The organism is Georgenia deserti, assembly GCF_042680605.1.
GTDB classification, from domain to species: domain Bacteria; phylum Actinomycetota; class Actinomycetes; order Actinomycetales; family Actinomycetaceae; genus Allobogoriella; species Allobogoriella deserti.
On sequence record NZ_JBHUEE010000007.1, the window covers coordinates 86,997 to 109,140 of the forward strand.

The window sequence follows — 22,144 nt, forward strand, 5'->3', positions numbered from 1 at the left end:
TCATGAGAAAGGCGAGCGCCATCCCGACGAGCGCGAGGACCGCACCCAGCCGGATTGCCGCCCGGCTCGCCGCATCCCCGAGGTCGGCACGCCAGAGGAACACGGTCAGCACGAACGTCGCGACCCACACGGCCGCGATCGAAACACCCATGACGGTGTAGAGCGCCGCGTCGAGTCCGGTGTGCTGATTGAAGTGGCTTGCTGTCCCGCGGAGGACCTGCCCGACGATGATGACGATCTCCACCACGAGCAGCCCCACGATCACGACGGAGAGCCGGTGCACGAACGGGCGTGCCGTCAGCGACGCCAGCCACGCCCAAGTCAACGCGTAGACCGCGATGGACACGGAGAACTTCAACGGCTTCGCCCAGATCGGCGCACCGAGCAGCGTCCGATCGTCGACGAGGAGGCCTGCGGCCGAGACGACGGCGAGCGCCGCCATCGCCACCGCGAGCCAGAGCATCGGCCGGTTCCATCCACGCATCAGCTCGAGTGCAGACCTCACCTGGGTTCCCCTCAATGGATAGTGGATAGCATCGCTATCCGCTATGGATACTTATACTGTCCATCTGGCGTGCGCGCAAGAGGGCGTATCGCCGAAAGGACGATGACGATGCGGATGGCGGAGTTGAGCCGGCGGAGCGAGGTGCCGGTCCCGACGATCAAGTACTACCTACGGGAAGGGCTGCTTCCCACCGGGGTGCGCACCGGCCGCAACCAGGCCGACTACACCGAGGACCACCTCCGCCGCCTGACCATGATCCGGGCGCTGCGCAACGTCGGGGGACTCTCCGTCACTGCCGTCCGGGACGTGCTGGCTGCCGTGGACGCCGATGGCCCGAGACCGCACCAGGTCTTCCGGGTCGCGCAGGAGGCGATCGCCGGTCCGGGCCTGGAGGAGGACTCGGCCGAGGCGCGTGCGGCGTTCGCCGAGGTCGATGAGCTCATCGCACGTATGGGCTGGCGGATCGCACCCACCTCCCCGGCACGCGGCACGCTCGCACGGCTTCTCCACGACATCCGTCGCGCCGGAGACGAGGGCCTGCTGGACACCCTCGACGAGCGTGCCGAGATCGCCGAGCAGGTGGCGGAACTCGACCTGCGGACCGCCTGGTCGCGGCCGGACCTGGCCGCTCAGGTCCGCACCGTCGTAGTCGGTACGGTGCTCGGCGACGCGCTCGCGACGACGTTGCGCCGCCTCGCCCAGCAGCACGTGTCGCTGACCGGCTCCGGCCGACCGGACCATCGATAGGCCACCACCGGCGAGGCGCCGCGCGACTGAGTCAGTCCCCGGCCACGGCGGCATGGTCACGCCGCCACTCGCCCGCGATCTCCAGGAACAGGTCGTTCGCCTCCGGTTCGCCGATCGAGACACGGACCCCTTCGTCCTCGAACGGCCGCACGAGTACCCCGCGGTCACGTGCTGCAGCGGCGAATCCGGCGGCACGTCGGCCGAGCGCGAGCCAGACGAAGTTCCCCTGCGGATCGGGAATGCTCCATCCCTGGCCGGTCAGCGCATCGCGCACCCGGTCGCGTTCGGCCACCACCTGACCCACCCGTTCGGCGACCAGATCCTGGCACGTGAGCGCGGCCAGGGCAGCGGCCTGCGCCAGGCCGTTGACACCGAAGGGCGTGGACGTGGCCCGGAACCCCGCGGCCAGCCGCCGACGGGCGACGGCGTAGCCCACCCGCAGGCCGGCGAGACCGTAGGCCTTCGAGAAGGTGCGCAGCACCACGAGGTTCTTGTGCTCGGGCAGCAGGGCGACGCCGTCGGTGGGGTCCGGTCGGCGCACGAACTCGAGGTAGGCCTCGTCGAGGACCACCAGGACGTCTCGGGGGACGATCTGCAGGAACGCGCGGAGCTCGGACTGGCTGAGCGCGGGACCGGTGGGGTTGTTCGGACTGCACACGAGGACGACGCGGGTCCGTGGGGTGATCGCCCGCGCCATCGCGTCGAGATCGTGGCGCCCGTCCTCGTCGACGGGCACCATCACCGGCGTGGCGCCGGCCACCGGCACCGCGATGGGATATGCCTCGAACGACCGCCACGCCATGAGCACCTCATCGCCCGGACGGCAGACCGCCTCCAGCACGTGGGCCAGGACGGCGACCGAACCGTTGCCGACGACGATCTTCTCGGCGGGCACGCCGAGAAGATCACCGAGTGCCGACGTGAGATCGGTCGCGTACATGTCCGGGTATCGGTTCACGTCCACACCGGCGTCGGCGAGCGCGGCCCCGACGGCGGGCAGCGGCGGGAACGGCAGCTCGTTGCTCGAGAGCTTGTAGACCTGACGGCGCGCCGGTCGGGCACCCGGAACGTAGGACGGCAAGGCGGCGATCTCGGGCCTGAGGCTGACGGGAGGGCGCGACGAAGCCATGGGCGCCATGATCGCGCACCGGCGGCGTCGCGGCGAAGGTGACCACCTGGCGGTCGTGTTCTCGCTCACCTGGCGGCGGTTCGCGGGGCGTCACGCACCGGCCGATGGCAGGATCGGGCCATGAAGTTCGTCATCCGGCTCCTGGTCAACGCCGCAGCGCTCTGGCTGTGCGACTGGTTGTTCGCCGGGATCGAGCTCGCACCGGCGACCTCGACCGGTATGACTCTGCTCTCGCTCGGCGTGGTCGCCCTGGTGTTCACCCTGGTGAACATGCTCGTCCGCCCGGTGGTCAAGCTCCTGTCGCTGCCGTTGTACGTGATCACGCTCGGGCTGTTCTTCCTCGTGGTCAACGCACTGATGCTGATGCTCACCGGGTGGATCACGTCGTTCACCGAGTTCGGCCTCACGGTCGACGGGTTCGGCACGGCCGTCGTGGCCGGGGTCGTGATCGCCATCGTCAGCTGGCTGCTGCACCTGGTGATTCCCGGCAAACGCTGACGCGGGCCCCGTGCGCGGCGGCACGGGCCACCACGCACGAGGGGCGCCGTCAGGACGCGTGGGCCGAGGAGTCGCCGGCGTGGACGACGGTGTCCGGTCCGGGGTGGACGAGGGTCTCCTCCTCGCTGCCGTCCCAGCGGACCGTGAACGGTGGTGAGCCGTCCGGGTTCTTGACCTGGGTCACCACACCCTCGCGACCGGGCCTGCCCACGACATCGGACTGAGTGACGATCCGATCGCCTACTGCCGCTCTCATCGTCCCTCCTTCTCGTCATCGTCGATCCAGGGCGGTTCCATTGTGCGTCGACGCCGCGGCGTCGGTCACGTCGAGCCGTCCGTACTTGCCGTGATCACGGGGGCGGGCACCTCACCGACGCTGGACGTCGAAGACGTACGAGCGTGTCGTGGCGCCGGCGTCGTCGAGCGCCATCGCCTCGGCCCCCATGGTCATGAACCGCCGCACCGCGGGGTGCTCGTAGTCGTCCAACTGCTCCGCCATGTCCACGTACTGCGCGAGGTGGTGGTGCTCACCCAGCCCGGAGGGTTCCTCGCTGAGCGCGGTGACGGTCACCCGGTTCGGCGCCGGCTCGTTCTGCTCGCCGTCGAGCCCGACCACCGGGTCCTGGCTGTCCTCGAGGTGAAGGACCTGGACGTCGGACGGGACGCCGTCGGTGGTTCCGGTGGGACTGCCGGCCGTGACCACCGTGGAGAAGGTGTACTGCGACTGCAGAACGGGGTCGGCCGCCACGCGGGTCCCCACGATGCCGCCCTGGCTGTGCCCGACGATGTTGACCGGTTCGTCCGGTGGGACGTTCAGCTGGCGCAGTGCCTGGGCGACCGCGATCTCCATGTCCGTCCGTTCCCCGGCGATACCGAGGAGGTTGGTCTCCATGTCCATGGGGTTCGGTCCGCCGGTGCTGAGCGGGGCGCGGGTGCCCGGGATGTAGACGGTCCACCGGTGCTCACCGCCGGAGGTGGTGGTGCGCTGGATCTCGATGGCTGCGTCACCGCCGCGGCTGTCGATGTACCGGTTGACCTCGTCGACGTGGCTGAGAACGTCGCGCACGCTCCGTGGCGTCGCCGCCTCGGTGCCGAGGATCGTCGGCGTGGTCTGCGGACCGAACGGGGCGTTCGGGTCGACGACCACGGGCGGCGCCGAGACCTCGCTCGGTGTGACGACGACATCGTCCCGGTTGCGGTTCCACGGCTGGACCATGCTCAGCCAGGACAGGCCCACCAGGGCGGAGCGCTGCGTCGGGGTGAGACCGTCGACGTCGATGTGCTCGCCGTCGTAGAAGAAGCGGTTCCGCACCACGTCACTGTTCATGTACTGCATCTGCCGCGCGAAGTTGGCGACGTCGCTCTGCAGCATCAGGCCGTCGGGGATGTCGTTGAACCGCATGTTGGCGTAGGCGAAGCCGGCGGCGCGGGCGAACTCCGCCATGTCCTCGAGCATCTGGAGCTGGTCGGTACCCGGCGGCATGAGCGGGAACTGGTAGAGGATGCGCCGCGAGAGCGGCGGCGAGAACCCCATGACGACGGCGGCCTCCGCGGCGTCGTAGACCAGCGACTGCTGAAAGACGTCGCTCGCGCGCTGACGCAGTTCCTCGGCGAGGGGACGCAGCCCGTTCGGCCCCCAGCGCAGCTCACCGAGGCGAACCCGGACGTCACCGAAGTGGTGCAGGACCTGGTGGGCCTGCCCGGAGACCTCGATGTCCGCGTCGAGGGCGGCGAGCTGTGCCTCGAGCGCGTCCACGAGGTCCGCCGCGGCGTTGAGATTGTTGTGGTGGGTACGCAGCTCCGCGGTCTCGACGTCGGTACGCCGACCGCCGTGGTAGGGCGACCCGCCCGTGGTCACCAACCCCGTGGTCCCCGGGGTGCGGCCGGTCACCCCCTCGTCAGCCTCCGGGATGGGCACGCTCATCCGGCACCTCCCGCCGCCCCGGTCCCGGCGATCTCGGCAGTGGCCGCGACGGTGGCCGACCGTACGGCGGGCAGCGTGGCGTACATACCGGTGCTGACCGCCGAGACCCGGTCGAGTAACGCGAAGACGGCACCGGCGTAGCTCTCCGCTCCGGCGCCCGTCCACTGCACCGGCAGGCACCCCGCCACCGCGGTCCGTACCTCCTCCAGGTTTCCGGCCGCCGCCTCCAGACCGGCCGGAATGGTCCAGATGTCGCTCATCTCGCCCCTTTCCTCCTCCGCACGGACCAGCACGCTAGGGACGAGGTGCCCATGGATGCGCCAGGCCGGCGCCTCGCTGTGGACAAGGTGTCACCTGGAGCGCAGATGTGGACCGATCGGCGCCGTCGGTCCGTCGGCGAGACACTGTGACCGTGACGAACGCCGCCGATCCCCCGGCCTTCGGAGCCCGCGCGTATCCGCCGGGGCGGTCCAGGGACCTCACCGCACGCCTGCGCGCCGCGGGCTGTGTCTTCGCCGAGGAGGAGGCCGCGCTCCTGATCGAGCACGCCGACGACTCGGAAGCGCTGGAGGCGATGGTCTCCCGGCGGGTCTGCGGTGAGCCGCTCGAACTGGTCCTCGGCTGGGCCGAGCTCTCCAGTGTCCGCGTCCACGTCGCACCCGGGGTGTTCGTCCCACGACGCCGCTCGGTGCTGCTGGTGGAGCTCACCACCGACCTGATCGAGGCCGGCGGATCCCTGCTGGACCTGGGGTGCGGCACCGGAGCGATCGCCGCCGCGGTCCGTCACCACGTCCCCGGCGTGCGGACCTGGGCGGTGGACGTGGACCCGGACGCCGTGCGGTGTGCGCGCCGGAACCTGCCGGGCGCGCGCGTCCTGCAGGGCGACCTCTACGCACCGCTGCCGGCCGGGCTGAGGTTCGACGTCGTCGTCGCCAACGCGCCGTACGTGCCGACGGCGGAGATCGCCCGCATGCCACCGGAGGCCCGAGAGCACGAGCACCTGGTCGCGCTGGACGGCGGACCGGACGGCCTCGACGTGCACCGCCGCGTCATCGCCGGCGCGCCGGAGCGGCTCACGCGCTCGGGCACGCTGCTCGTGGAGACCTCGGCCGCGCAGGCGACGGCCGCCGCGGCGCTGATGGCCGACGCCGGACTGCTGACGCGCGTGGTCCGGGACGAGGCGATCGGTGCGACGGCCGTCGTCGGTCGAGCGCACGGATGACGCCGGCGGTCGAACCTCGAGCGTGACGCCCCGGATGACGCGTCCCGTGACCGACCCCCAGGATGGAGCCGTGGATATCTTCCGCAAGACCGATGACCCGCGTGCCGTGGCGTTCGAGGCGGCCGGGCTGCGCTGGCTCGCCGAGGCCGAGGCCGGCGCTGCGGTAGCCGAGATCGTCGACGAGTCCCCCGGCGTGCTGCAGACCCGGCGGGTCCGGGAGACGGCCGCGACAGCGGCGGCGGCGGAGGACTTCGGCCGCGCCCTGGCCCGGACCCACGCGGCCGGCGCGCCACACCACGGCTGCCCGCCACCCGGGTTCGCCGGCGAGGGCTTCATGGGCCGCGCGCCGTTGCCGCTGCGCGCAGAGCCGCCCGGTTCGTGGGGCGAGTTCTATGCCACCGACCGCGTCCTGCCCTACCTGACGGCGGCCCGGCAGAACGGCTCGATCGACGACGACGGCGCCCGGACCGTGGAGCGGTGCGCGGGCCGGATCGACGACGGCGAGTTCGATGCGCCGCAACCCGGCCTCGTCACCGGTGTCGCCGCACGGCTGCACGGCGACCTGTGGTCGGGCAACGTGCTCTGGTCGCCCGAGACCGGGGGAACGCTCATCGACCCGGCCGCCCAAGGCGGCCATGCGGAGTCCGACCTCGCCCAGCTGTCGGTTTTCGGCGCACCGCACCGCGAGCGCATCGTCGCGGCTTACCACGAGGTCTCGCCGTTGGCGGCGGGCTGGGCTGATCGCGTGGGCCTGCATCAGCTGCACATGCTGATCGTCCACGCGGCCCTGTTCGGCGGCGGGTACGGTGCGCAGACGGTGAGCGTCGCGGCGCAGTACGCCTAACGCGCGGCCCATTCGCCCGGAGGCTGCCACTCGGGATCGCGACCGGCCAGGCCGAGCGCGCGCGTGAAGGCAGCGGCACCATCGGGAACCGGGACCGCGGGTCCGAACAGCGGCGAGGGATCGGCGGCGGTCTGCTCGGTGAAGCCGAGGACGATCCCGGCCGACGTCTCGTCGATCCGGTAGTCCTGACCGGTGGCGCGCGCGAGGTCCCAGCCGTGCAGGACCAACTCGTCGAGGGCCACGACACCCGCGACGTCGCCGGGCAGGTCGACGCCACCGGCGCGCGTCATGCCGGTCCAGGCGTCCGGATCACGCCACGCCCCGACGAGCGTGCCGATCTCCCGCGGGAGGCGTTCGGCCCAGCCCGGCCGCAGCACGGAGCGGCGGGTGGCGGGGTCGGTGTCGGTGTCGGTCGACGGCCCGAGGTCCTTCGCGGCGGCCGCGGTGAACGCTGTCACGAGGTCGTCGATGTGGGCCAGAAGGTGGCGGACGCTCCAGTCGGCGCACGGCGTCGGCGCGTCGAGCCTGCCCGGATCGGTGGCCGCGACCGCCGCGGCGAGGGCGGCTCCTGCCGGCTCGAGGTCGGGGACCGTACTCGTGCTCGTCATGCCGCAAGCATTCCAGTTGCAGATCGCAATCACAAGGCCGCGATGCGGGACCCGCTCACATCCGACGACGTGTGCGTCAGGCTCGCGGCTGCCGTTCGATCCAGTCGGCGAGCGCGACCCGCGGGCCGGTGAAGAACGGGACCTCCTCGCGCACGTGCCGGCGAGCCTCGGTGGCACGCAGGTCGCGCATGAGGTCGACGATGCGGTGCAGCTCCTCCGCCTCGAACGCGAGGATCCACTCGTAGTCACCGAGCCCGAAGGCAGCCACCGTGTTCGCCCGGACGTCGCCGTAGTCGCGGGCGGCGAGGCCGTGGTCGCGCAGCATGGCGCGCCGTTCGTCATCGGGCAGCAGGTACCAGTCGTAGGACCGCACGAACGGGTACACGCACAGGTACCTGCCAGGCTCCTCGCCGGCCAGGAACGCCGGCACATGCCGTTTGTTGAACTCGGCCGGCCGGTGCAGGGCGGCCACGGACCACACCGGCGCCAGGTGAGCGCCGAGGCGGCTGCCGAGCAGGCGGTGGTAGGCGGCCTGGACCTCTTCGACGCTGGGCGCGTGCCACCAGACCATGAGGTCGGCGTCGGCACGCAGGCCGGCGACGTCGTACCAGCCGCGGACCTCGACGCCGGCGGTGTCCACGGCGGCCAACGCCTCCTCGGCCAGGGCGACGCGGTCGGCGTCCTGACCGGGCAGCGGCGCGGCGGCGGAGAAGACCGACCACATCGTGTAGCGGACCTGCTGGTTGATGGCCTCGGTCTCTTCGGAGCTCAGCCCGGCGCCGAGCCGCGGCGGTGCGGTGTCCTGCTCGCCCATCAGGCGACCGTCAACATCGCGTCGGAGCGCTCGCACGCGGCGGGTACGCCGGAGTCGACGCCGGCCTGCCGGTAGCAGCACCCGGACGGGCATACGTCGTGCCACGGACCGAGCACGCCGACGGTCGGGCGCTCGGGTACCTCGCCGCGGTCGCTCCCCGCGCGCTCGAGAAGGAGATCGACGAGCCCGGAGACGAACGCCGGGTGCGTCCCGGCGGTGGCGGCCCGCTCCATCGGCATACCCAGCTCGTCCGCGACCTCGCGGGCCTCCGTGTCGAGGTCGTAGATGACCTCCATGTGGTCGGAGATGAAGCCGATCGGCGCGAGGACCACGTGCCGTGCACCGCCTGCGTGCAGGGCGGTGACGGACCGCCCGACGTCCGGCTCGGTCCAGGGCGTGAACGGCGTACCGGAGCGCGAGCAGTACGCCAGCTCCCACGGGATCGACGCCCCCAGGCGCTCTGCCGCTCGGGAGGCCACCACGGCGGCGACGTCGAGGTGCTGACCGGAGTAGCTCGCCGGATTCCCGACGCCGGAGGCGACCTCCATGGTGGTCGGGATCGAGTGGGTGACGAAGACCAGCGGAGCGTCCGGCGAGGGCGGGACGCCGAGGCGCTCGTAGGCACCGACGACAGCGTCGACGTTCGCCTCGACGAAGCCGGGCGCGTTGAAGTACGGCCGGATCTTGTCGACCTCGAGGTAGCGCCCCTCCTCGGCGAGCGTGCCGAGCGCCGCCGCGATGTCCTCGCGGTACTGGCGGCACCCGGAGTAGGACGCGTAGGCACTCGTGACCAAGGTGAGCACGCGCCGGGCACCGGCGTCGTGCAACTCGCGCAGGCTGTCCGTCAGGTACGGGTCCCAGTTGCGGTTTCCCCACGCCACCGGGACAGTGACCCCGCGCTCGGCGAGCTCAGCGCGCAGGGCCGCGAGCAACGCACGGTTCTGATCGTTGATCGGGCTACGTCCGCCGAAGGCGTAGTAGTGCTCGCCCACCTCCTCCAGCCGGGAGTCGGGGATGCCGCGTCCGGCGGTGACGTTGCGGAGGAACGGCACGACGTCCTCGGGCTTCTCGGGTCCGCCGAAGGAGAGGAGGAGGACGGCGTCGTAGGGGTTCAGGTCGGTCATCGGGTTCTTTCGGCTCGCTCGGTCTCCGCCGCGGTGGGTGCGGCGTCCATCGGCCCGGAGGTCTCCGGTCCGTCGTGTGCGGTGTCGGTGACGGGCAGGCCCAGGACCTGCTCGAGGGCGCGAAGGTGCTCCTCGGCGCGGCCGGCGCGACCGGCCTCTCGGGCGAGCACGGTGGGCTCGTGGACGAGACGAGCGGCGAGCCGGCGCAGGGCCTGGGCGGCCCGCTCGGTGGGGATCTCGCCGTCGGCGGGGAGTTTGTCCAACTCGTCCGCAACGACGTCGGCGACCCGGCTGCGCAGGGTGACGACGGCGGAGTCCATGCGCCGTTCCGCCGTCGTCTCGGCCAGGGCACGGACGCCGTCGGCGACGATCTCGCGGGCGCGGACGACGTCGGCGGCAGTGGCGGCCGGCACGTGCTCGCGCACGGCCTCCAGGTCGACCAGCAGGACACCGGGCAGCTCCGCGACCTCGGGCGCCACGTCCCGGTGCAGCGCGAGGTCCACGACGACCAGGGGCGCACCGGCACGGTTCTCGACAGCACCGGCCACGGCCGAGGCGCCGAGCACGGGAGACCCGGTGCCGCGGCAGGTCACCACCAGGTCCGCGGCGGCGAGGGCGGCGTCCAGGTCGGCGGGAGCGACGGCGACGTCGTGCGAGGCGGCGAAGCTCTCGGCGCGACCGGAGGCGGACCACACGGCGATGTCCCGGGCACCACGGGCGCGCAGGGCGGCGAGTGCCGCTCCGGCGTAGGCCCCGGTGCCGACGAGCAGGGTGCGGCGACCGCCCCAGCTCTGGTGGGGCACGCCGCCGCCGTCCGAACCGCCGCCTGTGGGCTCGTCGACCCCGGCCTCGGCGTCCCGGCCGAAGAGTTGTGCGGCGGCCAGGTCGAGTGCCACGGCCACGACCGACCGGCCGGCGCGCGCCAGGTCCGTCTCCACGGCGACCTGGCGCGAGGTACGGGCCGCGAACTGCAACGTCCGCTCGAGCAGCGGGGTAGTGGTGCCCTCCTGCCGAGCGCGGGAGAGCGCACGGCGCACCTGCCCGGCGATCTCGCGCTCGCCCACGACCATCGAGTCGAGCCCGGCGGCGACCTCGAAGAGGTGGGCGGCGGCCTGGTCGCCACCGATCGGTCGCATGAGACGAGCGACCTCGTCCTCCGGCGTCCCGCTCGCGGTGGCGACCGCGCGGTAGGCGGCGGTGGTGGCGGCCGATTCGCCGCCGTCGGCGTCGTCGGTCTCGAGGTAGAGCTCGAAGCGGTTGCACGTGGCGAGGACGACGGCGCCACGGACGGCAGGACTGTGTGCCACGACGCGGGCGCCGAGTTCCGAGGCACCGGCCGAGAGCCGGTCGATGTCGGCAAGGTCCAGGTCGTGGTGGTTCGCGGAGAGAGTCAGGAGCACCACAAGGACTCCATTGAACCATTTTCCGGTGGGCCAGGCACAATGTGACGGTGACCAATTCGACGACGCCCGGGAGTGTGTCCGGGGACACGTCCGCAAGAATTCTTCCACCACTGCTCGCGGCATTTCACGGCCAGCAACCACAGACCTTGCCGGTGTGGTTCATGCGGCAGGCCGGGCGGTCGCTTCCCGAGTATCGCGAGGTCCGTGCCGGCGTGCCGATGCTCGAGGCATGCCTGCGGCCTGAGCTCGCGGCGGAGATCACGCTGCAGCCGGTCCGGCGCCACGGCTTGGACGCGGCGATCCTGTTCTCGGACATCGTGGTGCCGTTGCGGCTGGCCGGGGTGGGCGTGGACATCGAACCCGGGGTGGGCCCGGTGGTTGACGAGCCGGTGCGCACCGCGGCAGACGTGTCCGCGCTGACAGCGCACGAGCCGGGCGACGCCGCCGCAGTGGCCGAGGCCGTCCGGTTGACGGTCGTGGAGCTGGATGAATCCGTGCCGCTGATCGGCTTCGCGGGCGCACCGTTCACCCTTGCGGCGTACCTGGTCGAAGGCCGGCCGTCCCGGGACCACCTGGCCGCGCGCACGCTCATGCATGCGGACCCGCAGTCCTGGCACCGGCTGATGACCTGGGCGGCGGACCTCACCGGGGCGTTCCTGCGCGCGCAGGTCGACGCCGGGGCGCGTGCCGCCCAGCTCTTCGACTCCTGGGCGGGCGCCTTGTCCCTGCCGGACTACGCGGCGAAGGTCGCGCCGTACAGCGCCCGCGCCCTGGCGCACCTCGACGGCACCGACGACGGCGCGGCGCCCGTCCCGCGGGTGCATTTCGGCACCGGCACCGGCGAACTGCTCGCGGCCATGCGGGACGCGGGAGCCGACGTCGTCGGAGTGGACCACCGCATCCCGCTGGACGAAGCGAACCGACGCCTGGGCGGCCGCACGCCGCTGCAGGGGAACATCGATCCGGCCTTCCTCGCCGCACCCTGGACGGTGCTCGAAGCACACGTGCGCGACGTCGTCGAACGTGGCCGCGCGGCGCCGGGACACGTGGTCAATCTCGGCCACGGCGTACCTCCCGGCACCGACCCCACGGTGCTGACGCGGGTCGTCGACCTGGTGCATTCGCTGTGAGTCCCGGCACGGCGACCGCGGACGCGGTGGTGGTCGGCGCGGGCATGGCCGGCCTGACGGCTGCGCACGCGTTCGTCGAGGCTGGCCTACGCCCGGTGGTCCTGGAGGCCTCGGGCGAGGTCGGCGGCCTGGTCATGAGCGGCACGGTCGGCGGTCACGAGGTCGACCTCGGCGCGGAGTCGTTCGCGGTGCGCCGCCCCGACGTCCGCGATCTGGCCACCTCGCTGGGGCTCGCCGTGGAGTCCCCGTCCGGCGGCTCCTGGGTCTACGCCGACGGCCACGCGTTCCCCATGCCCGCCGAGGCCCTGCTGGGCATCCCGGCGGATCCGGCCGCCGCGGACGTGGCCGCGGTGCTGAGCCCGGAGGGAGCCGCCCGCGCGGCGTGGGACGCCGCTCTCGACCGCGCGGTCGGTGCCGAGGCGGCCACGCTGGCCGACCTGGTCCGTGCGCGCATGGGGGCCGAGGTGCTGGACCGACTGGTGCGCCCCATCGCCGGCGGGATCCACTCGGCGGACCCGGCGGATCTCGCTGTCGACAGCGTCGTGCCGGGCCTGCGCGAGGGCCTTGCGCGGCACAGCTCCCTCGGTGCCGCCGTCTCGGCCCTGCGGGCCGCGGCCCCCTCCGGGCCAGCCGTGGCCACGACCACGGGCGGACTGTTCCGCCTCCCGCAGGCGCTCGCGCAGGCCGTCCTCGCCGGCGGCGGCCGGGTGCGCACCCGCGCCGCGGTCCAGCGGGTGCAGGCGGGGCGGGACTGGGAGGTCACCGTGCATGCGGCTGACGGCGGCCCCACCCTGGTCCGCGCGCCCCGGCTCGTCCTGGCGACCGACGCCCCGGCCGCCGCCCGCCTGCTGAGCGAGGTCCTCCCCGGGACCGTCCCCGCCCAACCGACGGGCTCCGCGATCACCCACGTGACCCTCGTGGTCCGGGCAACCGCCCTCGACGACGCGCCGCGCGGTTCCGGTCTTCTCGTCGCCCCCGGGCCGGGTGCGACGCGGGCGAAGGCGCTGACCCATGCCTCGGTGAAGTGGCCCTGGCTCGCCGCGGCCACCGACCCGGGCGAGCACGTCCTGCGCCTGTCCTACGGCCGGCCGGGCGACCCTGCAGGCAGCGACGTCGACACCGGCGTCGCCGTGCGGGACGCCGGACATCTGCTGGGCGTGCCGATCGACGAGGTCCTCGACGCCGCGGTGGTGCGCCGCACCGGGGCACTCGCTCCGACCACCCCCGGACACCAGGCCGCCGTGGTCGACCTGCAGTCCCGGGTGCGCGTCCTACCCGGGCTGGCCGTGACCGGGGCGTGGGTCGCCGGCACCGGGCTGGGCGCGGTGGTCCCGCATGCCGCCGGCGAGGCCGTGCGGGTCGTCGCCGGCTGAGGTCTTGCGGGACGATGGTGAATATGGTCATTCTGACGCCGCGTCAAAAACGTCGTGACAGGCCGTCAGGAAATTGCCCTCATGATTTTCAACACATGCGCCTTTCCAATTTCCTGGTCGGCCCTGACACGATGGTGCAGATCACACGAATGACATTGTTCGTGACACATTGTCATATCGCCGGGTCGACTTTTCCTCGGGCCCTGACGAGACTGGTCCGGTGACTGCGCAGACCTCGACGACGCCACTGCCGCCGTTGCGTATCGGCACCCGCGGCAGTGACCTGGCGATGACCCAGACGACCACCGTCGCGGACGCGTTGGCCGCCGCCTCCGGGCGCGAGGTGGAGCTGGTGCGGATCCGGACCGAGGGTGATCGGTCGAGCGCGTCGCTGTCGAGCCTCGGCGGCACGGGAGTGTTCGCCGCGGCGCTGCGTGAGGCCCTGCTGGCGGGTGAGTGCGACATGGCCGTGCACTCGCTCAAGGACCTGCCCACCCTCCCGACCGAGGGCCTGACGATCGCGGCGCTCCCGCACCGGGGCGACCCGCGTGACGTGCTGTGTACCCGCGAGCGCGCCGATCTCGCGGGCCTGCCGCACGGTGCCCGGGTGGGAACCGGCTCTCCGCGCCGTGCGGCACAGCTACGGCTGGCCAGGCCGGATCTGGAGGTGCTCGACATCCGCGGGAACGTCGGCACCCGCCTCGCCCGCCTGGAGCGCGACCTCGACGGGGTCGTGCTCGCCCGGGCGGGTCTGACGCGCCTGGGGATGCTGGACCGCGCGAGCCAGACACTCGAGCCGGACGTCATGCTCCCGGCTCCCGGGCAGGGAGCGCTCGCGGTCGAGTGCCGCACGGCGGACCTCGAAGGACCGGTCGGGTCTGCGCTGCGGATGATCGACCACGTCCCGACCCGGCTCGCCGTTCTCGCCGAGCGGGCGGTGCTGCGCACCCTCGAGGCCGGCTGCACCGCACCGGTCGCGGCGCATGCCACGCTGACCGACGACGGGCCGCGGCTCTTCCTGCGCGCGGGTGTGTTCGACCCCTCCGGTGCGCGGGCGGTGGTCCGTGAGGACTCGGCCACGGTCCCGGCGGAGGCCGACGTGGCCGCCCTGGCCGAGACCACACCCGAGGTGTTGGATCGACAGGTGTGGGACCGCGCGACGGGGCTCGGGCAGCGGCTCGCGCACCGGCTGCTGGCGGACGGTGCGGCGGAGGTCGCCGAACTGTGAGGAAGCGGTCATGCGGGTCCTGATCCCGCGCTCGCGCGCCGGGGACCCACTCGTCGCCGCGTTGTCGCACGCCGGTCACCGGGTGCTGGCGGCCGATCTCATCACCACCGCGCCGGCGGCCGCGGAGATCCTGGACGGCGTGCTCGAGCTGCTGACCGGCGCCGAGTGGCTCGCCATCACCAGCGCGACGACGGTCGAGGTCCTGGCGGGCCGCGCCCGGGCGGTCGGCGCCTCCCTCGGCGAGCTGACCCGGTCCGTGGCCGTCGCCGCCGTGGGACCGGCCACCGCGGACTCATTGGCCTCCGCCGGGGTGAGCGTCGACCTGCGCCCAACGGGATCGAGCTCGGCGGCCGACCTTCTCGCCGCGTGGCCGGAGCCCACGCATCGGGCGGGGTGGGTGCTGTGGCCGCGGTCGGCCCGTGCGGCAGCGACCCTCGCCACGGGGTTGACCGAGCGTGGCTGGCAAGTAGAGGACGTGCCCGTCTACGACACCGTGCCCGCCCCCCGGGACCCTGCGGTGACGAGCGCGTTCAACGGCGGGCGTATCGACGCGGTCGTCCTCACCTCGGGTTCTGCGGCGGCGGCACTGGCGCAGACCTACGGTCCGGTCCCCGAATCGGTCCGGATCGTCACGATCGGACCCGTCACCGCCGCGGCGGCCGAGCGAGTAGGCCTGCCGGTGCACGAGGTGGCGGCGGAGCAGACCCCGGCCGGCGTCGTCGCTACCCTCCCCCGCCCCAGCGAGTCGTCATGTGTGCGCCGAGTCGTCGATCCTCCGCCCTCCCCCTCCGGCCGAGTCGTCACTCGTGTGCCGACTCGTCAATCCTGTGCCGGCCCGTCCGCTCCGGCCCCCCGTCCCGCGACCGCGTCCCCGAACGGAGCAGCCATGTCCACCGGTCCCGCCGAACGACCCCGCCGCCTGCGCACCACGCCCGCCATGCGTGACCTGCTTGCCGAGCACCGGACGCATCCGCGTGACCTGGTCCTGCCGATGTTCGTCAAGGAACGCGCCAGCGAGCCGGTCTCACTGCCGTCCATGCCCGGCGTCGTCCAGCACACGCTCGACTCCCTCCGGCGGGCCGCCACCGAGGCGGCCGAGGCAGGGGTCGGCGGTCTGATGCTCTTCGGCGTGCCCGAGGTGCGCGACGCCGTCGGATCCTGCGCCACCGATCCCGAGGGCATCCTCAACGCCGGACTGCGCGCCCTGGTCGAGGAGGTCGGCGACGACCTGGTGGTCATGTCCGACCTGTGCCTCGACGAGTTCACCGACCACGGTCACTGCGGCGTGCTCGACGGCGCCGGGCGGGTGGACAACGACGCGACGCTCGAGCGCTACCAAGACATGGCCCTGGCACAGGCGGAGACCGGTGCGCACATGCTCGGGCTCAGCGGGATGATGGACGGCCAGACGCTCGCCGTCCGCCAGGCCCTCGACAACGCGGGCCACACCGACACCTCGATCCTCGCCTACTCGGCCAAGTACGCCTCGGCGTTCTACGGGCCGTTCCGCGACGCCGTCGAGTCCCAGCTCCAGGGTGACCGGCGCACGTACCAGATGGATCCGGCGAACCGGCGGGAAGGCCTGCGCGAGGCGACGCTCGATCTCGTCGAGGGGGCCGACGTGGTCATGGTCAAGCCGGCCATGAGCTACCTCGACGTGCTCAGCGACGTCGCCGAAGCCTCCCCGGTCCCGGTGGCCGCCTACCAGGTCTCCGGCGAGTACGCGATGATCGAGGCCGCCGCCGCCCAGGGATGGATCGAGCGTCGCCGCGCGATCGAGGAGTCGGTGCTGAGCATCCGGCGGGCCGGTGCCGACGTCGTGCTGACGTACTGGGCCACCGAGCTGGCCGGCTGGCTGCGCTGACGAGAGGCTGACGAGAGAGAGGACCACCATGGCAAACCTGTTCGATCGTGCCCGCGACGTCATCCCCGGCGGTGTGAACTCACCGGTCCGCGCCTACGGGTCCGTCGGTGGCGACCCGCGCTTCCTCGCCTCCGCGTCCGGGCCGCACGTGACCGACACCGCCGGGCGCCGATACGTCGACCTTGTCATGTCGTGGGGGCCCGGGCTGCTCGGGCACGCCCACCCCGAGGTCGTCGAGGCCGTCACGGCCGCCGCCCGACGCGGCCTGTCCTTCGGCGCGCCGACCGAGGCGGAGATCGAGCTCGCCGAGGCGATCGGCGACCGCGTGCCGCCGGCGGAGAAGGTGCGCCTGGTCTCCACCGGCACCGAGGCGACCATGACGGCGATCCGGCTGGCGCGCGGGGCCACCGGCCGGGACCTGGTCGTGAAGTTCGCGGGCTGCTACCACGGACACGTCGACGCGCTCCTCGCCGAGGCGGGCTCCGGGGTGGCCACTCTCTCGCTCCCGGGTTCGTCCGGGGTCACGGCGGCGACGGCGGCCGAGACCGTCGTCGTGCCGTACAACGACGTCGCCGCCGTCGAGCAGGTCTTCGCCGAGCGCGGCTCCGAGATCGCCGCCGTCATCACCGAGGCCGCCCCCGCCAACATGGGCGTGGTGCCGCCAGAGCCGGGCTTCAATGCCGCGCTGCGGCGGATCACCGCCGAGCACGGTGCGCTGCTCATCCTGGACGAGGTGCTCACCGGCTTCCGGGTGGGCCCGTCCGGATGGTGGGGTCTCGACGGCGCCGCGACCCGGTCCCGGGCCGAGCCGTCGGCCACCGGCGCGGGACCGTGGACGCCGGACCTGGTCACCTTCGGCAAGGTGGTCGGCGGCGGCATGCCATTGGCGGCGCTCGGTGGGCGGGCCGAGGTGATGGATCTGCTCGCGCCGTCGGGCCCGGTGTACCAGGCGGGCACCCTCTCCGGGAACCCGCTGGCGACGGCGGCCGGCCTGGCCACGCTGCGCCTGGCCGACGACGGCGTGTACGCCCACGTGGACCATGTCGCCGACACCGTGGCCGGTGCCGCGCACGAGGCACTGGACGGCGCCGGGGTGCCGCACCGGGTCCAGCGCGCCGGGAACCTGTTCTCGGTGATGTTCGGCGAGGCCGCGGCCCGTGACGGCGTGCGCGACTACGCCGGCGCGCAGGGCCAGGAAACCTTCCGGTACCCGCCGTTCTTCCACGCCATGCTCGAGGCGGGCGTGGCGCTTCCGCCGTCGGTGTTCGAGGCGTGGTTCCTCTCCGCCGCGCACGACGACGCCGCCGTCGAGGCGATCCTCGACGCTCTGCCGGGTGCGGCTCGAGCGGCAGCAGCGGCCCATCCGGCCTGACGTCACCGGGCACGTCTACGGTGATCTCCATGACCACACGGCTCGTGCAGTGGCAGGGGGACGACGATCCGGGCCGACTGGATGGCGTGCCGTGACCGCCACCGGGTCAGGTGAAAGACTGAACCGCATGAACGACGTCGGACAAGATCAGGTCGACGGTGCTGCCATCGCCGCCCTGCGCGACGCCGGTGCGCAGTTTGCCTACCTGCACGGAAGCCGGGCGACCGGATCCGCCCGGCCGGACTCCGACGTCGACGTCGCGGCGTACTTCGGCCGCCGGGACATCCTCCCGTTCGACATCGTTCTCCCGCCCGGGATCGACCTCATGGTGCTCGATACCGCGCCGCTGGAGCTCGCGGGACGGGTCGCTGCGTCGGGCAAACTCCTCTTCGAGGTGGACCGCGACGCGCGCATCCACTGGGAGGCGACGACCCGCAAGATCTACTTCGACGAGAGGCCGCGGCTCGAGCGTGCGCACCGGGAGTTCATGGAGACCCTGCGTGGCTGACCACCTCCGGGTCCAGCGCCTGCTCCGCCGCATCTCGGACGACCTCTCGCTGCTCGAGCACGAAGCCCGTGCCGATGAGGCGCGACGTTCCGCCCGTTGTGGCTCAGCGGCGTCAAGTACCGCTTTGTCACCGCGATCGAGGCGGCTGTGGACATCGCCCAGCACATCTGCGCGACCGCTCCTTCGCCCGGGAGATCGCCGAATACCTCGAACCCAGGGTCTGATCCCGCGGGTCACTCCTCCGGCGGAGCCTCCTCGCCCTCGGCCTCGTCCCGCTCCGCCCACTCGAGCACCGGGTTCAGGTCGAAGACGGCGTCATCGATGCCGGCGTGCAGGTCACCGACCTCGGCGTATCGGTCCGGCATCGTGGCGACGGTGAAGTCACCCGGCTCGCAGTCGGGCACCTCGTCCCAGCGCAACGGTGCCGAGACGCGCGCATCCGGGTTGCCGCGCACCGAGTAGGCACACGCGATGGTGTGATCACGGGCGTTCTGGTTGAAGTCGACGAAGACCTTCCCCGGATCGCGGTCCTTACGCCACCAGGTGGTCTCGGCGTCGTCCGGTGCACGCCGCTCGACCTCACGGGCGAACGCGAGCGCGGCGCGGCGCACGTCGTGGAAACCGTGCTCGGGCCTGACGCGCACGTAGACGTGCAGCCCTCCCCCGCCGGTGGTCTTGGGGAACCCGGTGGCGCCGAGCTCGTCGAGGACCTCGCGGACCACGCCGGCCACCCGGCGGACCGTGTCGAACTCGCACGTCTCGCCCGGGTCGAGGTCGATGCGCCACTCGTCCGGCTTCTCGACGTCCGCCCGGCGGCTGTTCCACGGGTGGAACTCGACGGTCGACATCTGTACCGCCCAGATCACCTGGGCGAGCTCGGTCACGCACAACTCGTCGGCGGTGCGGTTGTAGCGGGGGAAGTGCACCCGCACCGTCTCCATCCACTCCGGCGCGCCGTGCGGCAGGCGCTTCTGGTGGACCTTCTCGCCCTCGATGCCTTCGGGGTAGCGGTGCAGCATGCACGGCCGTTCCCGCAGGGCGTTCACGATGCCGTCGCCGACGGCGAGATAGTAGTGGGCGAGGTCCAGCTTGGTGTGTCCCGGCCCAGGGAAGTAGACCCGGTCGGGGTTGGTGATGCGCACGGTCCTCCCGCCGACCTCGAGCTCGGTCGACGGCGTGCTGCCTTTCGCCATGACGTCACCTCACCACAGCCGGGGCCCTGGCGCGAGAGCCTGCGATGTACCGGCGGCCGATTTCCCGGGGCCTGAGCAGGCACTCGCTGAGCAGGCAGTCGCTGATCAAGGACCCGGGTGAGCGAGCACGCTCTCCGACGAGCGGTGCTCGCTCGGCATACTTTCTCCGCGCGTGGGGCGTCCGGGTCAGGCAGCGGGCGGCAGGTTCCAGTGCCGGATGATGCGGTGTCCGCGTTTGAGACCGAGGACGCCGCGGTGGCCCGCGTCGAGGACGACGTCCTGCCCGGCCGAGGCCGGCCGGGACAGCCACCGGGCCGCCAGCACGCACAGCAGGTGTCCGTGCGCAAAGAGGAGCACGTCACCGCGAGCACCGGCCTCGCCGGTCAACGTGGGCAGCACCTGGGCGATGACCCGGTCCGCCCGGGCCGCGACGTCGTCCGGAGACTCACCGCCCGGCGCGCCGTCGGTCCACAGGTTCCAGTCCCCGAGACCGGCCGCCTCCCGGCGCATCACGTAGTCGTCGTGGGTGACGCCGTCGACGTCGCCGTAGTCCCATTCGAGGAGGTCGTCGGTGTTCGTCGCGTGAAAGAAGCCTGCGAGCTCGGCGGTGCGGCGCGCCCGTGCCAGCGGACTGGACAGGACGACGGCGAACGGACGGTCCAGGTCTGCGCGCAGGCTCGCGGCCTGGTCCTCACCGTACGGCGTCAGTGGAATGTCCGATCGCCCCGTGTGCTGCCCGGTTCTGCTCCACTCCGTCTCGCCGTGCCGTACCAGAACGATCTCGCCGGTCCGCGTCCGTTCCTCCACACCTCGAGCCTGTCACGCCGCGGCTGCCCTTGCGCGGCTCCGCGGCCGTCTCATCGTCCCGGGTCACCGGTCGATGAGCCGTCCGGCGCCCTCGACCGGCCCCGCCTTGCCGTGGGCTCGGACGTGCTCGATCCAGCCCGGTGGCAGCCAGGCTCCGCTGCCGAGCTGCGGATGCTGGGGCTGGTACCGGTTCACCCAGAGCACGAAGACCAGTTCGGCCCACGGCGAGCGCAGGATCCAACGCACCGGCCCCTTGGCCGAACGTCCCGCCAGGAGCAGTTCGCCCGGGCCGGCCATTTCCACCTGGTGCACGTCCTCGTAGTTCCACGCGTGCAGTGCGGACGGGGTGTCGAGGTAGAAGCCGCGGTCGGAAACGATGAGGTGCCCGGCATCGACCTTGACCCACCGGGGCTGGGCGTCGGCCTGCGCCTTCTTCTTCCGGGATCTGTTGGTGGCGTACGTGGCCGCCGCGACGACGCCGGTCGCGGCCAGGCCGACCGGACCGGTCCCCAGGAAGAACGCCCCGCCGCGCCGGTAGGACCCGTCGCCGACGGCCTGGAAGTTGAGCAGTTCGAACGGCCCAGCGGCCAGCATGAGCTCGTCCGGGCCGAAGACGGGGCGGAAGGTGACGGAGACCTCCAGCGGCGGAGTGAGCGGTTGCTGCTTCCGCAGTTCGACGTGGGCGCGGCAGGCGGCCAGGCGTGCCGCGTCCGCCTCCGTCCAGGGCGACAGGTGCGCCGCGTCGCTCATCTCGTCCTCTCGGTGCTCGGGCTCTCAGCCGACTTTATGCCGGTGCCCGGCCTGGGCGTGCACCCTCGGTGGAGTTCGACGCCGACGTCCTGCCGCCGTCGTGCCGTGCCGCGGACGCGCGGATCACTGCTCGAGCAGTCCCGGCGCAGGGCCGAGAGCGCTCCCATAGCCATGGCTGCGGACGTGGTCGAGCCAGCCGGGCGGCAGCCACCCGCCACCGAGGAGCTGGGGATGTCGCGGCGCCAGCGCGTGCGTCCACACGACGAAGAGCAGCTCGGCCCAGTCCGAGGCCAGGATCCAGCGGATCGTGCCCTGCATCGAAGTTCCGCACATGAGCAGCTGTCCGGGGCCGACCATCTCGATCTGGTCGAGGTCGGTCAGACTCCAGGGCAGCAGGCCGGCTCCCGTCTCGAGATAAAACCCGAAGTTGGACACGACGATGCGACCGCCGTCGATCTGCACCCACCGCGGCACAGCGTCAGCCTGGGCCCGCTTCTTGCGCGAGTGATTGCCGACGGCGCTCGCCGCGAGCGTGGCACCGAGCGCCGCGGCACCGAGCACGCCGGTTCCGACCGCGAGCGCACCGCCGCGCTGATACGTCCCGTCGCCCAGCGCCTGGAAGTTGTACAGCTCGAACGGGCCGGCCGCCAGCAGCTGTTCGTCCGCACCGTGCCGGGGCCGAAAGCTCGCCATGACGTCCACGAACGGGGTGATCGGACGGCCGGCGGACAGGTCGACGTGCGCCCGGCAGGCACCGAGCCGAGCGGTGTCCGCATCAGTCCACGGCGCGGTCGGCTTCATCGCATCACTCTCATTCACTCATAGACGACGGCGGTCCCACTCACCAGATCCCCGATCGTGCGGTGGCTGCGGTTGACCAGAGCCGGCCAGTAGTTGAGAGCGAGCGGGCAGGTCGCCACGCTCGCCGCGTCACGCACGACGGCGTGCGCCATCGTGACCACCTGCCCGTCGGTGTCGGTGCCACCGGTTCCTCGGTGCTCACGTCCGCTCCTCCTGCCGGCGACCTCGCACCCGCAGGGTGCCGCAAACACCGCACCGGCGGAAGCCTTGGCGATGGGGAGATCTGCCCACCCCGGCTCG

General features: G+C 72.4%; 23 protein-coding genes and 1 pseudogene. 11 read left to right on the forward strand and 13 right to left on the reverse strand.

Translation table 11 applies throughout. From position 1 onward, the window contains the following. Window positions 1-613: 613 nt before the first annotated feature. Entirely contained in the window at window positions 614-1,252 is a 639-nt protein-coding gene (locus tag ACFSE6_RS13370; RefSeq protein WP_388007910.1) for a MerR family transcriptional regulator, read from the forward strand. A 31-nt stretch (window positions 1,253-1,283) separates the two neighbouring features. On the opposite strand, the gene hisC is transcribed toward ACFSE6_RS13370, so the two are convergent. Then, complete coding sequence (gene hisC / locus ACFSE6_RS13375; RefSeq protein WP_388007913.1) at window positions 1,284-2,381, reverse strand: histidinol-phosphate transaminase; 1,098 nt, start codon at window positions 2,379-2,381, stop codon at window positions 1,284-1,286. Between the two features lie 120 nt (window positions 2,382-2,501). Between hisC and ACFSE6_RS13380 the strand changes: the two genes are divergently transcribed. Next, the gene (locus tag ACFSE6_RS13380) at window positions 2,502-2,879 is read left to right on the forward strand and encodes a phage holin family protein (RefSeq protein ID WP_388007916.1); all 378 of its coding nucleotides are present in this window, start codon (window positions 2,502-2,504) and stop codon (window positions 2,877-2,879) included. A gap of 49 nt (window positions 2,880-2,928) precedes the next feature. Here the strand turns inward: ACFSE6_RS13380 and ACFSE6_RS13385 are convergent, their stop codons facing one another. The 3 genes from ACFSE6_RS13385 to ACFSE6_RS13395 form a co-directional block, all read right to left on the reverse strand. Beyond that, on the reverse strand, window positions 2,929-3,135 hold the full coding sequence (locus tag ACFSE6_RS13385; protein WP_388007919.1) for a DUF1918 domain-containing protein: 207 nt from the start codon (window positions 3,133-3,135) through the stop codon (window positions 2,929-2,931). Window positions 3,136-3,246: 111 nt separating this feature from the next. Then, window positions 3,247-4,803 (reverse strand): lipase family protein, encoded by a 1,557-nt coding sequence (locus tag ACFSE6_RS13390; RefSeq protein WP_388007922.1) that lies wholly within the window; start codon window positions 4,801-4,803, stop codon window positions 3,247-3,249. After that, on the reverse strand, window positions 4,800-5,063 hold the full coding sequence (locus tag ACFSE6_RS13395; RefSeq protein WP_388007925.1) for a hypothetical protein: 264 nt from the start codon (window positions 5,061-5,063) through the stop codon (window positions 4,800-4,802). The genes ACFSE6_RS13390 and ACFSE6_RS13395 overlap by 4 nt, the downstream gene beginning before the upstream one ends. A gap of 152 nt (window positions 5,064-5,215) precedes the next feature. Here ACFSE6_RS13395 and ACFSE6_RS13400 point away from each other — a divergent pair, with 152 nt between their 5' ends. Next, window positions 5,216-6,025, forward strand: coding sequence for a putative protein N(5)-glutamine methyltransferase (locus ACFSE6_RS13400; protein ID WP_388007928.1), 810 nt, complete (start codon window positions 5,216-5,218; stop codon window positions 6,023-6,025). A gap of 34 nt (window positions 6,026-6,059) precedes the next feature. Next, window positions 6,060-6,869, forward strand: coding sequence for a fructosamine kinase family protein (locus ACFSE6_RS13405; RefSeq protein WP_465254157.1), 810 nt, complete (start codon window positions 6,060-6,062; stop codon window positions 6,867-6,869). Here ACFSE6_RS13405 and ACFSE6_RS13410 read toward each other — a convergent pair. From ACFSE6_RS13410 to ACFSE6_RS13425, 4 genes are all read right to left on the reverse strand, one after another. Continuing rightward, on the reverse strand, window positions 6,866-7,477 hold the full coding sequence (locus ACFSE6_RS13410; RefSeq protein ID WP_388007934.1) for a TIGR03086 family metal-binding protein: 612 nt from the start codon (window positions 7,475-7,477) through the stop codon (window positions 6,866-6,868). The genes ACFSE6_RS13405 and ACFSE6_RS13410 overlap by 4 nt on opposite strands. A gap of 76 nt (window positions 7,478-7,553) precedes the next feature. Continuing rightward, window positions 7,554-8,291, reverse strand: a complete 738-nt coding sequence (gene hemQ / locus ACFSE6_RS13415) for a hydrogen peroxide-dependent heme synthase (protein WP_388007937.1) — start codon at window positions 8,289-8,291, stop codon at window positions 7,554-7,556. Beyond that, window positions 8,291-9,415: a ferrochelatase gene (locus tag ACFSE6_RS13420; protein ID WP_388007940.1), complete on the reverse strand. Its 1,125-nt coding sequence runs from the start codon at window positions 9,413-9,415 to the stop codon at window positions 8,291-8,293. Before ACFSE6_RS13420 ends, hemQ begins: the two co-directional genes overlap by 1 nt. Further along, the gene (locus ACFSE6_RS13425) at window positions 9,412-10,818 is read right to left on the reverse strand and encodes a glutamyl-tRNA reductase (RefSeq protein WP_388007943.1); all 1,407 of its coding nucleotides are present in this window, start codon (window positions 10,816-10,818) and stop codon (window positions 9,412-9,414) included. Before ACFSE6_RS13425 ends, ACFSE6_RS13420 begins: the two co-directional genes overlap by 4 nt. A 47-nt stretch (window positions 10,819-10,865) precedes the next feature. On the opposite strand from ACFSE6_RS13425, the gene hemE reads away from it, so the two are divergent. The 7 genes and pseudogenes from hemE to ACFSE6_RS13460 all read left to right on the forward strand — a co-directional run bounded on the left by hemE (window position 10,866) and on the right by ACFSE6_RS13460 (window position 18,293). Continuing rightward, window positions 10,866-11,948 (forward strand): uroporphyrinogen decarboxylase, encoded by a 1,083-nt coding sequence (hemE, locus tag ACFSE6_RS13430; protein ID WP_388007946.1) that lies wholly within the window; start codon window positions 10,866-10,868, stop codon window positions 11,946-11,948. Then, window positions 11,945-13,321: a protoporphyrinogen/coproporphyrinogen oxidase gene (locus ACFSE6_RS13435; protein WP_388007949.1), complete on the forward strand. Its 1,377-nt coding sequence runs from the start codon at window positions 11,945-11,947 to the stop codon at window positions 13,319-13,321. The genes hemE and ACFSE6_RS13435 overlap by 4 nt, the downstream gene beginning before the upstream one ends. Window positions 13,322-13,541: 220 nt before the next feature. After that, a complete protein-coding gene (gene hemC, locus ACFSE6_RS13440; RefSeq protein ID WP_388007952.1) occupies window positions 13,542-14,549 on the forward strand; it encodes a hydroxymethylbilane synthase in 1,008 nt (335 codons plus the stop codon). A 10-nt stretch (window positions 14,550-14,559) separates the two neighbouring features. After that, window positions 14,560-15,258, forward strand: a pseudogene (locus tag ACFSE6_RS13445) (uroporphyrinogen-III synthase); the annotation flags it as partial. Window positions 15,259-15,435: 177 nt separating this feature from the next. After that, window positions 15,436-16,413 carry a porphobilinogen synthase gene (hemB, locus tag ACFSE6_RS13450; RefSeq protein ID WP_388008432.1) on the forward strand — a complete coding sequence of 326 codons (978 nt, stop codon included), beginning with the start codon at window positions 15,436-15,438 and terminating at the stop codon, window positions 16,411-16,413. Between the two features lie 28 nt (window positions 16,414-16,441). Continuing rightward, on the forward strand, window positions 16,442-17,785 hold the full coding sequence (gene hemL, locus ACFSE6_RS13455) for a glutamate-1-semialdehyde 2,1-aminomutase (RefSeq protein WP_388007955.1): 1,344 nt from the start codon (window positions 16,442-16,444) through the stop codon (window positions 17,783-17,785). Window positions 17,786-17,912: 127 nt separating this feature from the next. Continuing rightward, window positions 17,913-18,293: a nucleotidyltransferase domain-containing protein gene (locus tag ACFSE6_RS13460; protein WP_388007958.1), complete on the forward strand. Its 381-nt coding sequence runs from the start codon at window positions 17,913-17,915 to the stop codon at window positions 18,291-18,293. Window positions 18,294-18,526: 233 nt separating this feature from the next. Here ACFSE6_RS13460 and ligD read toward each other — a convergent pair whose 3' ends face one another. The 5 genes from ligD to ACFSE6_RS13485 form a co-directional block, all read right to left on the reverse strand. Next, window positions 18,527-19,486, reverse strand: coding sequence for a non-homologous end-joining DNA ligase (gene ligD, locus ACFSE6_RS13465; protein ID WP_388007961.1), 960 nt, complete (start codon window positions 19,484-19,486; stop codon window positions 18,527-18,529). Window positions 19,487-19,672: 186 nt separating this feature from the next. Then, the gene (locus ACFSE6_RS13470; RefSeq protein WP_388007964.1) at window positions 19,673-20,293 is read right to left on the reverse strand and encodes a histidine phosphatase family protein; all 621 of its coding nucleotides are present in this window, start codon (window positions 20,291-20,293) and stop codon (window positions 19,673-19,675) included. A 63-nt stretch (window positions 20,294-20,356) separates the two neighbouring features. Further along, complete coding sequence (locus ACFSE6_RS13475) at window positions 20,357-21,043, reverse strand: hypothetical protein (RefSeq protein WP_388007967.1); 687 nt, start codon at window positions 21,041-21,043, stop codon at window positions 20,357-20,359. A 123-nt stretch (window positions 21,044-21,166) separates the two neighbouring features. Next, entirely contained in the window at window positions 21,167-21,844 is a 678-nt protein-coding gene (locus tag ACFSE6_RS13480) for a hypothetical protein (protein WP_388007970.1), read from the reverse strand. Between the two features lie 14 nt (window positions 21,845-21,858). Continuing rightward, window positions 21,859-21,996: an RDD family protein gene (locus tag ACFSE6_RS13485; RefSeq protein ID WP_388007973.1), complete on the reverse strand. Its 138-nt coding sequence runs from the start codon at window positions 21,994-21,996 to the stop codon at window positions 21,859-21,861. Window positions 21,997-22,144 lie beyond the last annotated feature (148 nt).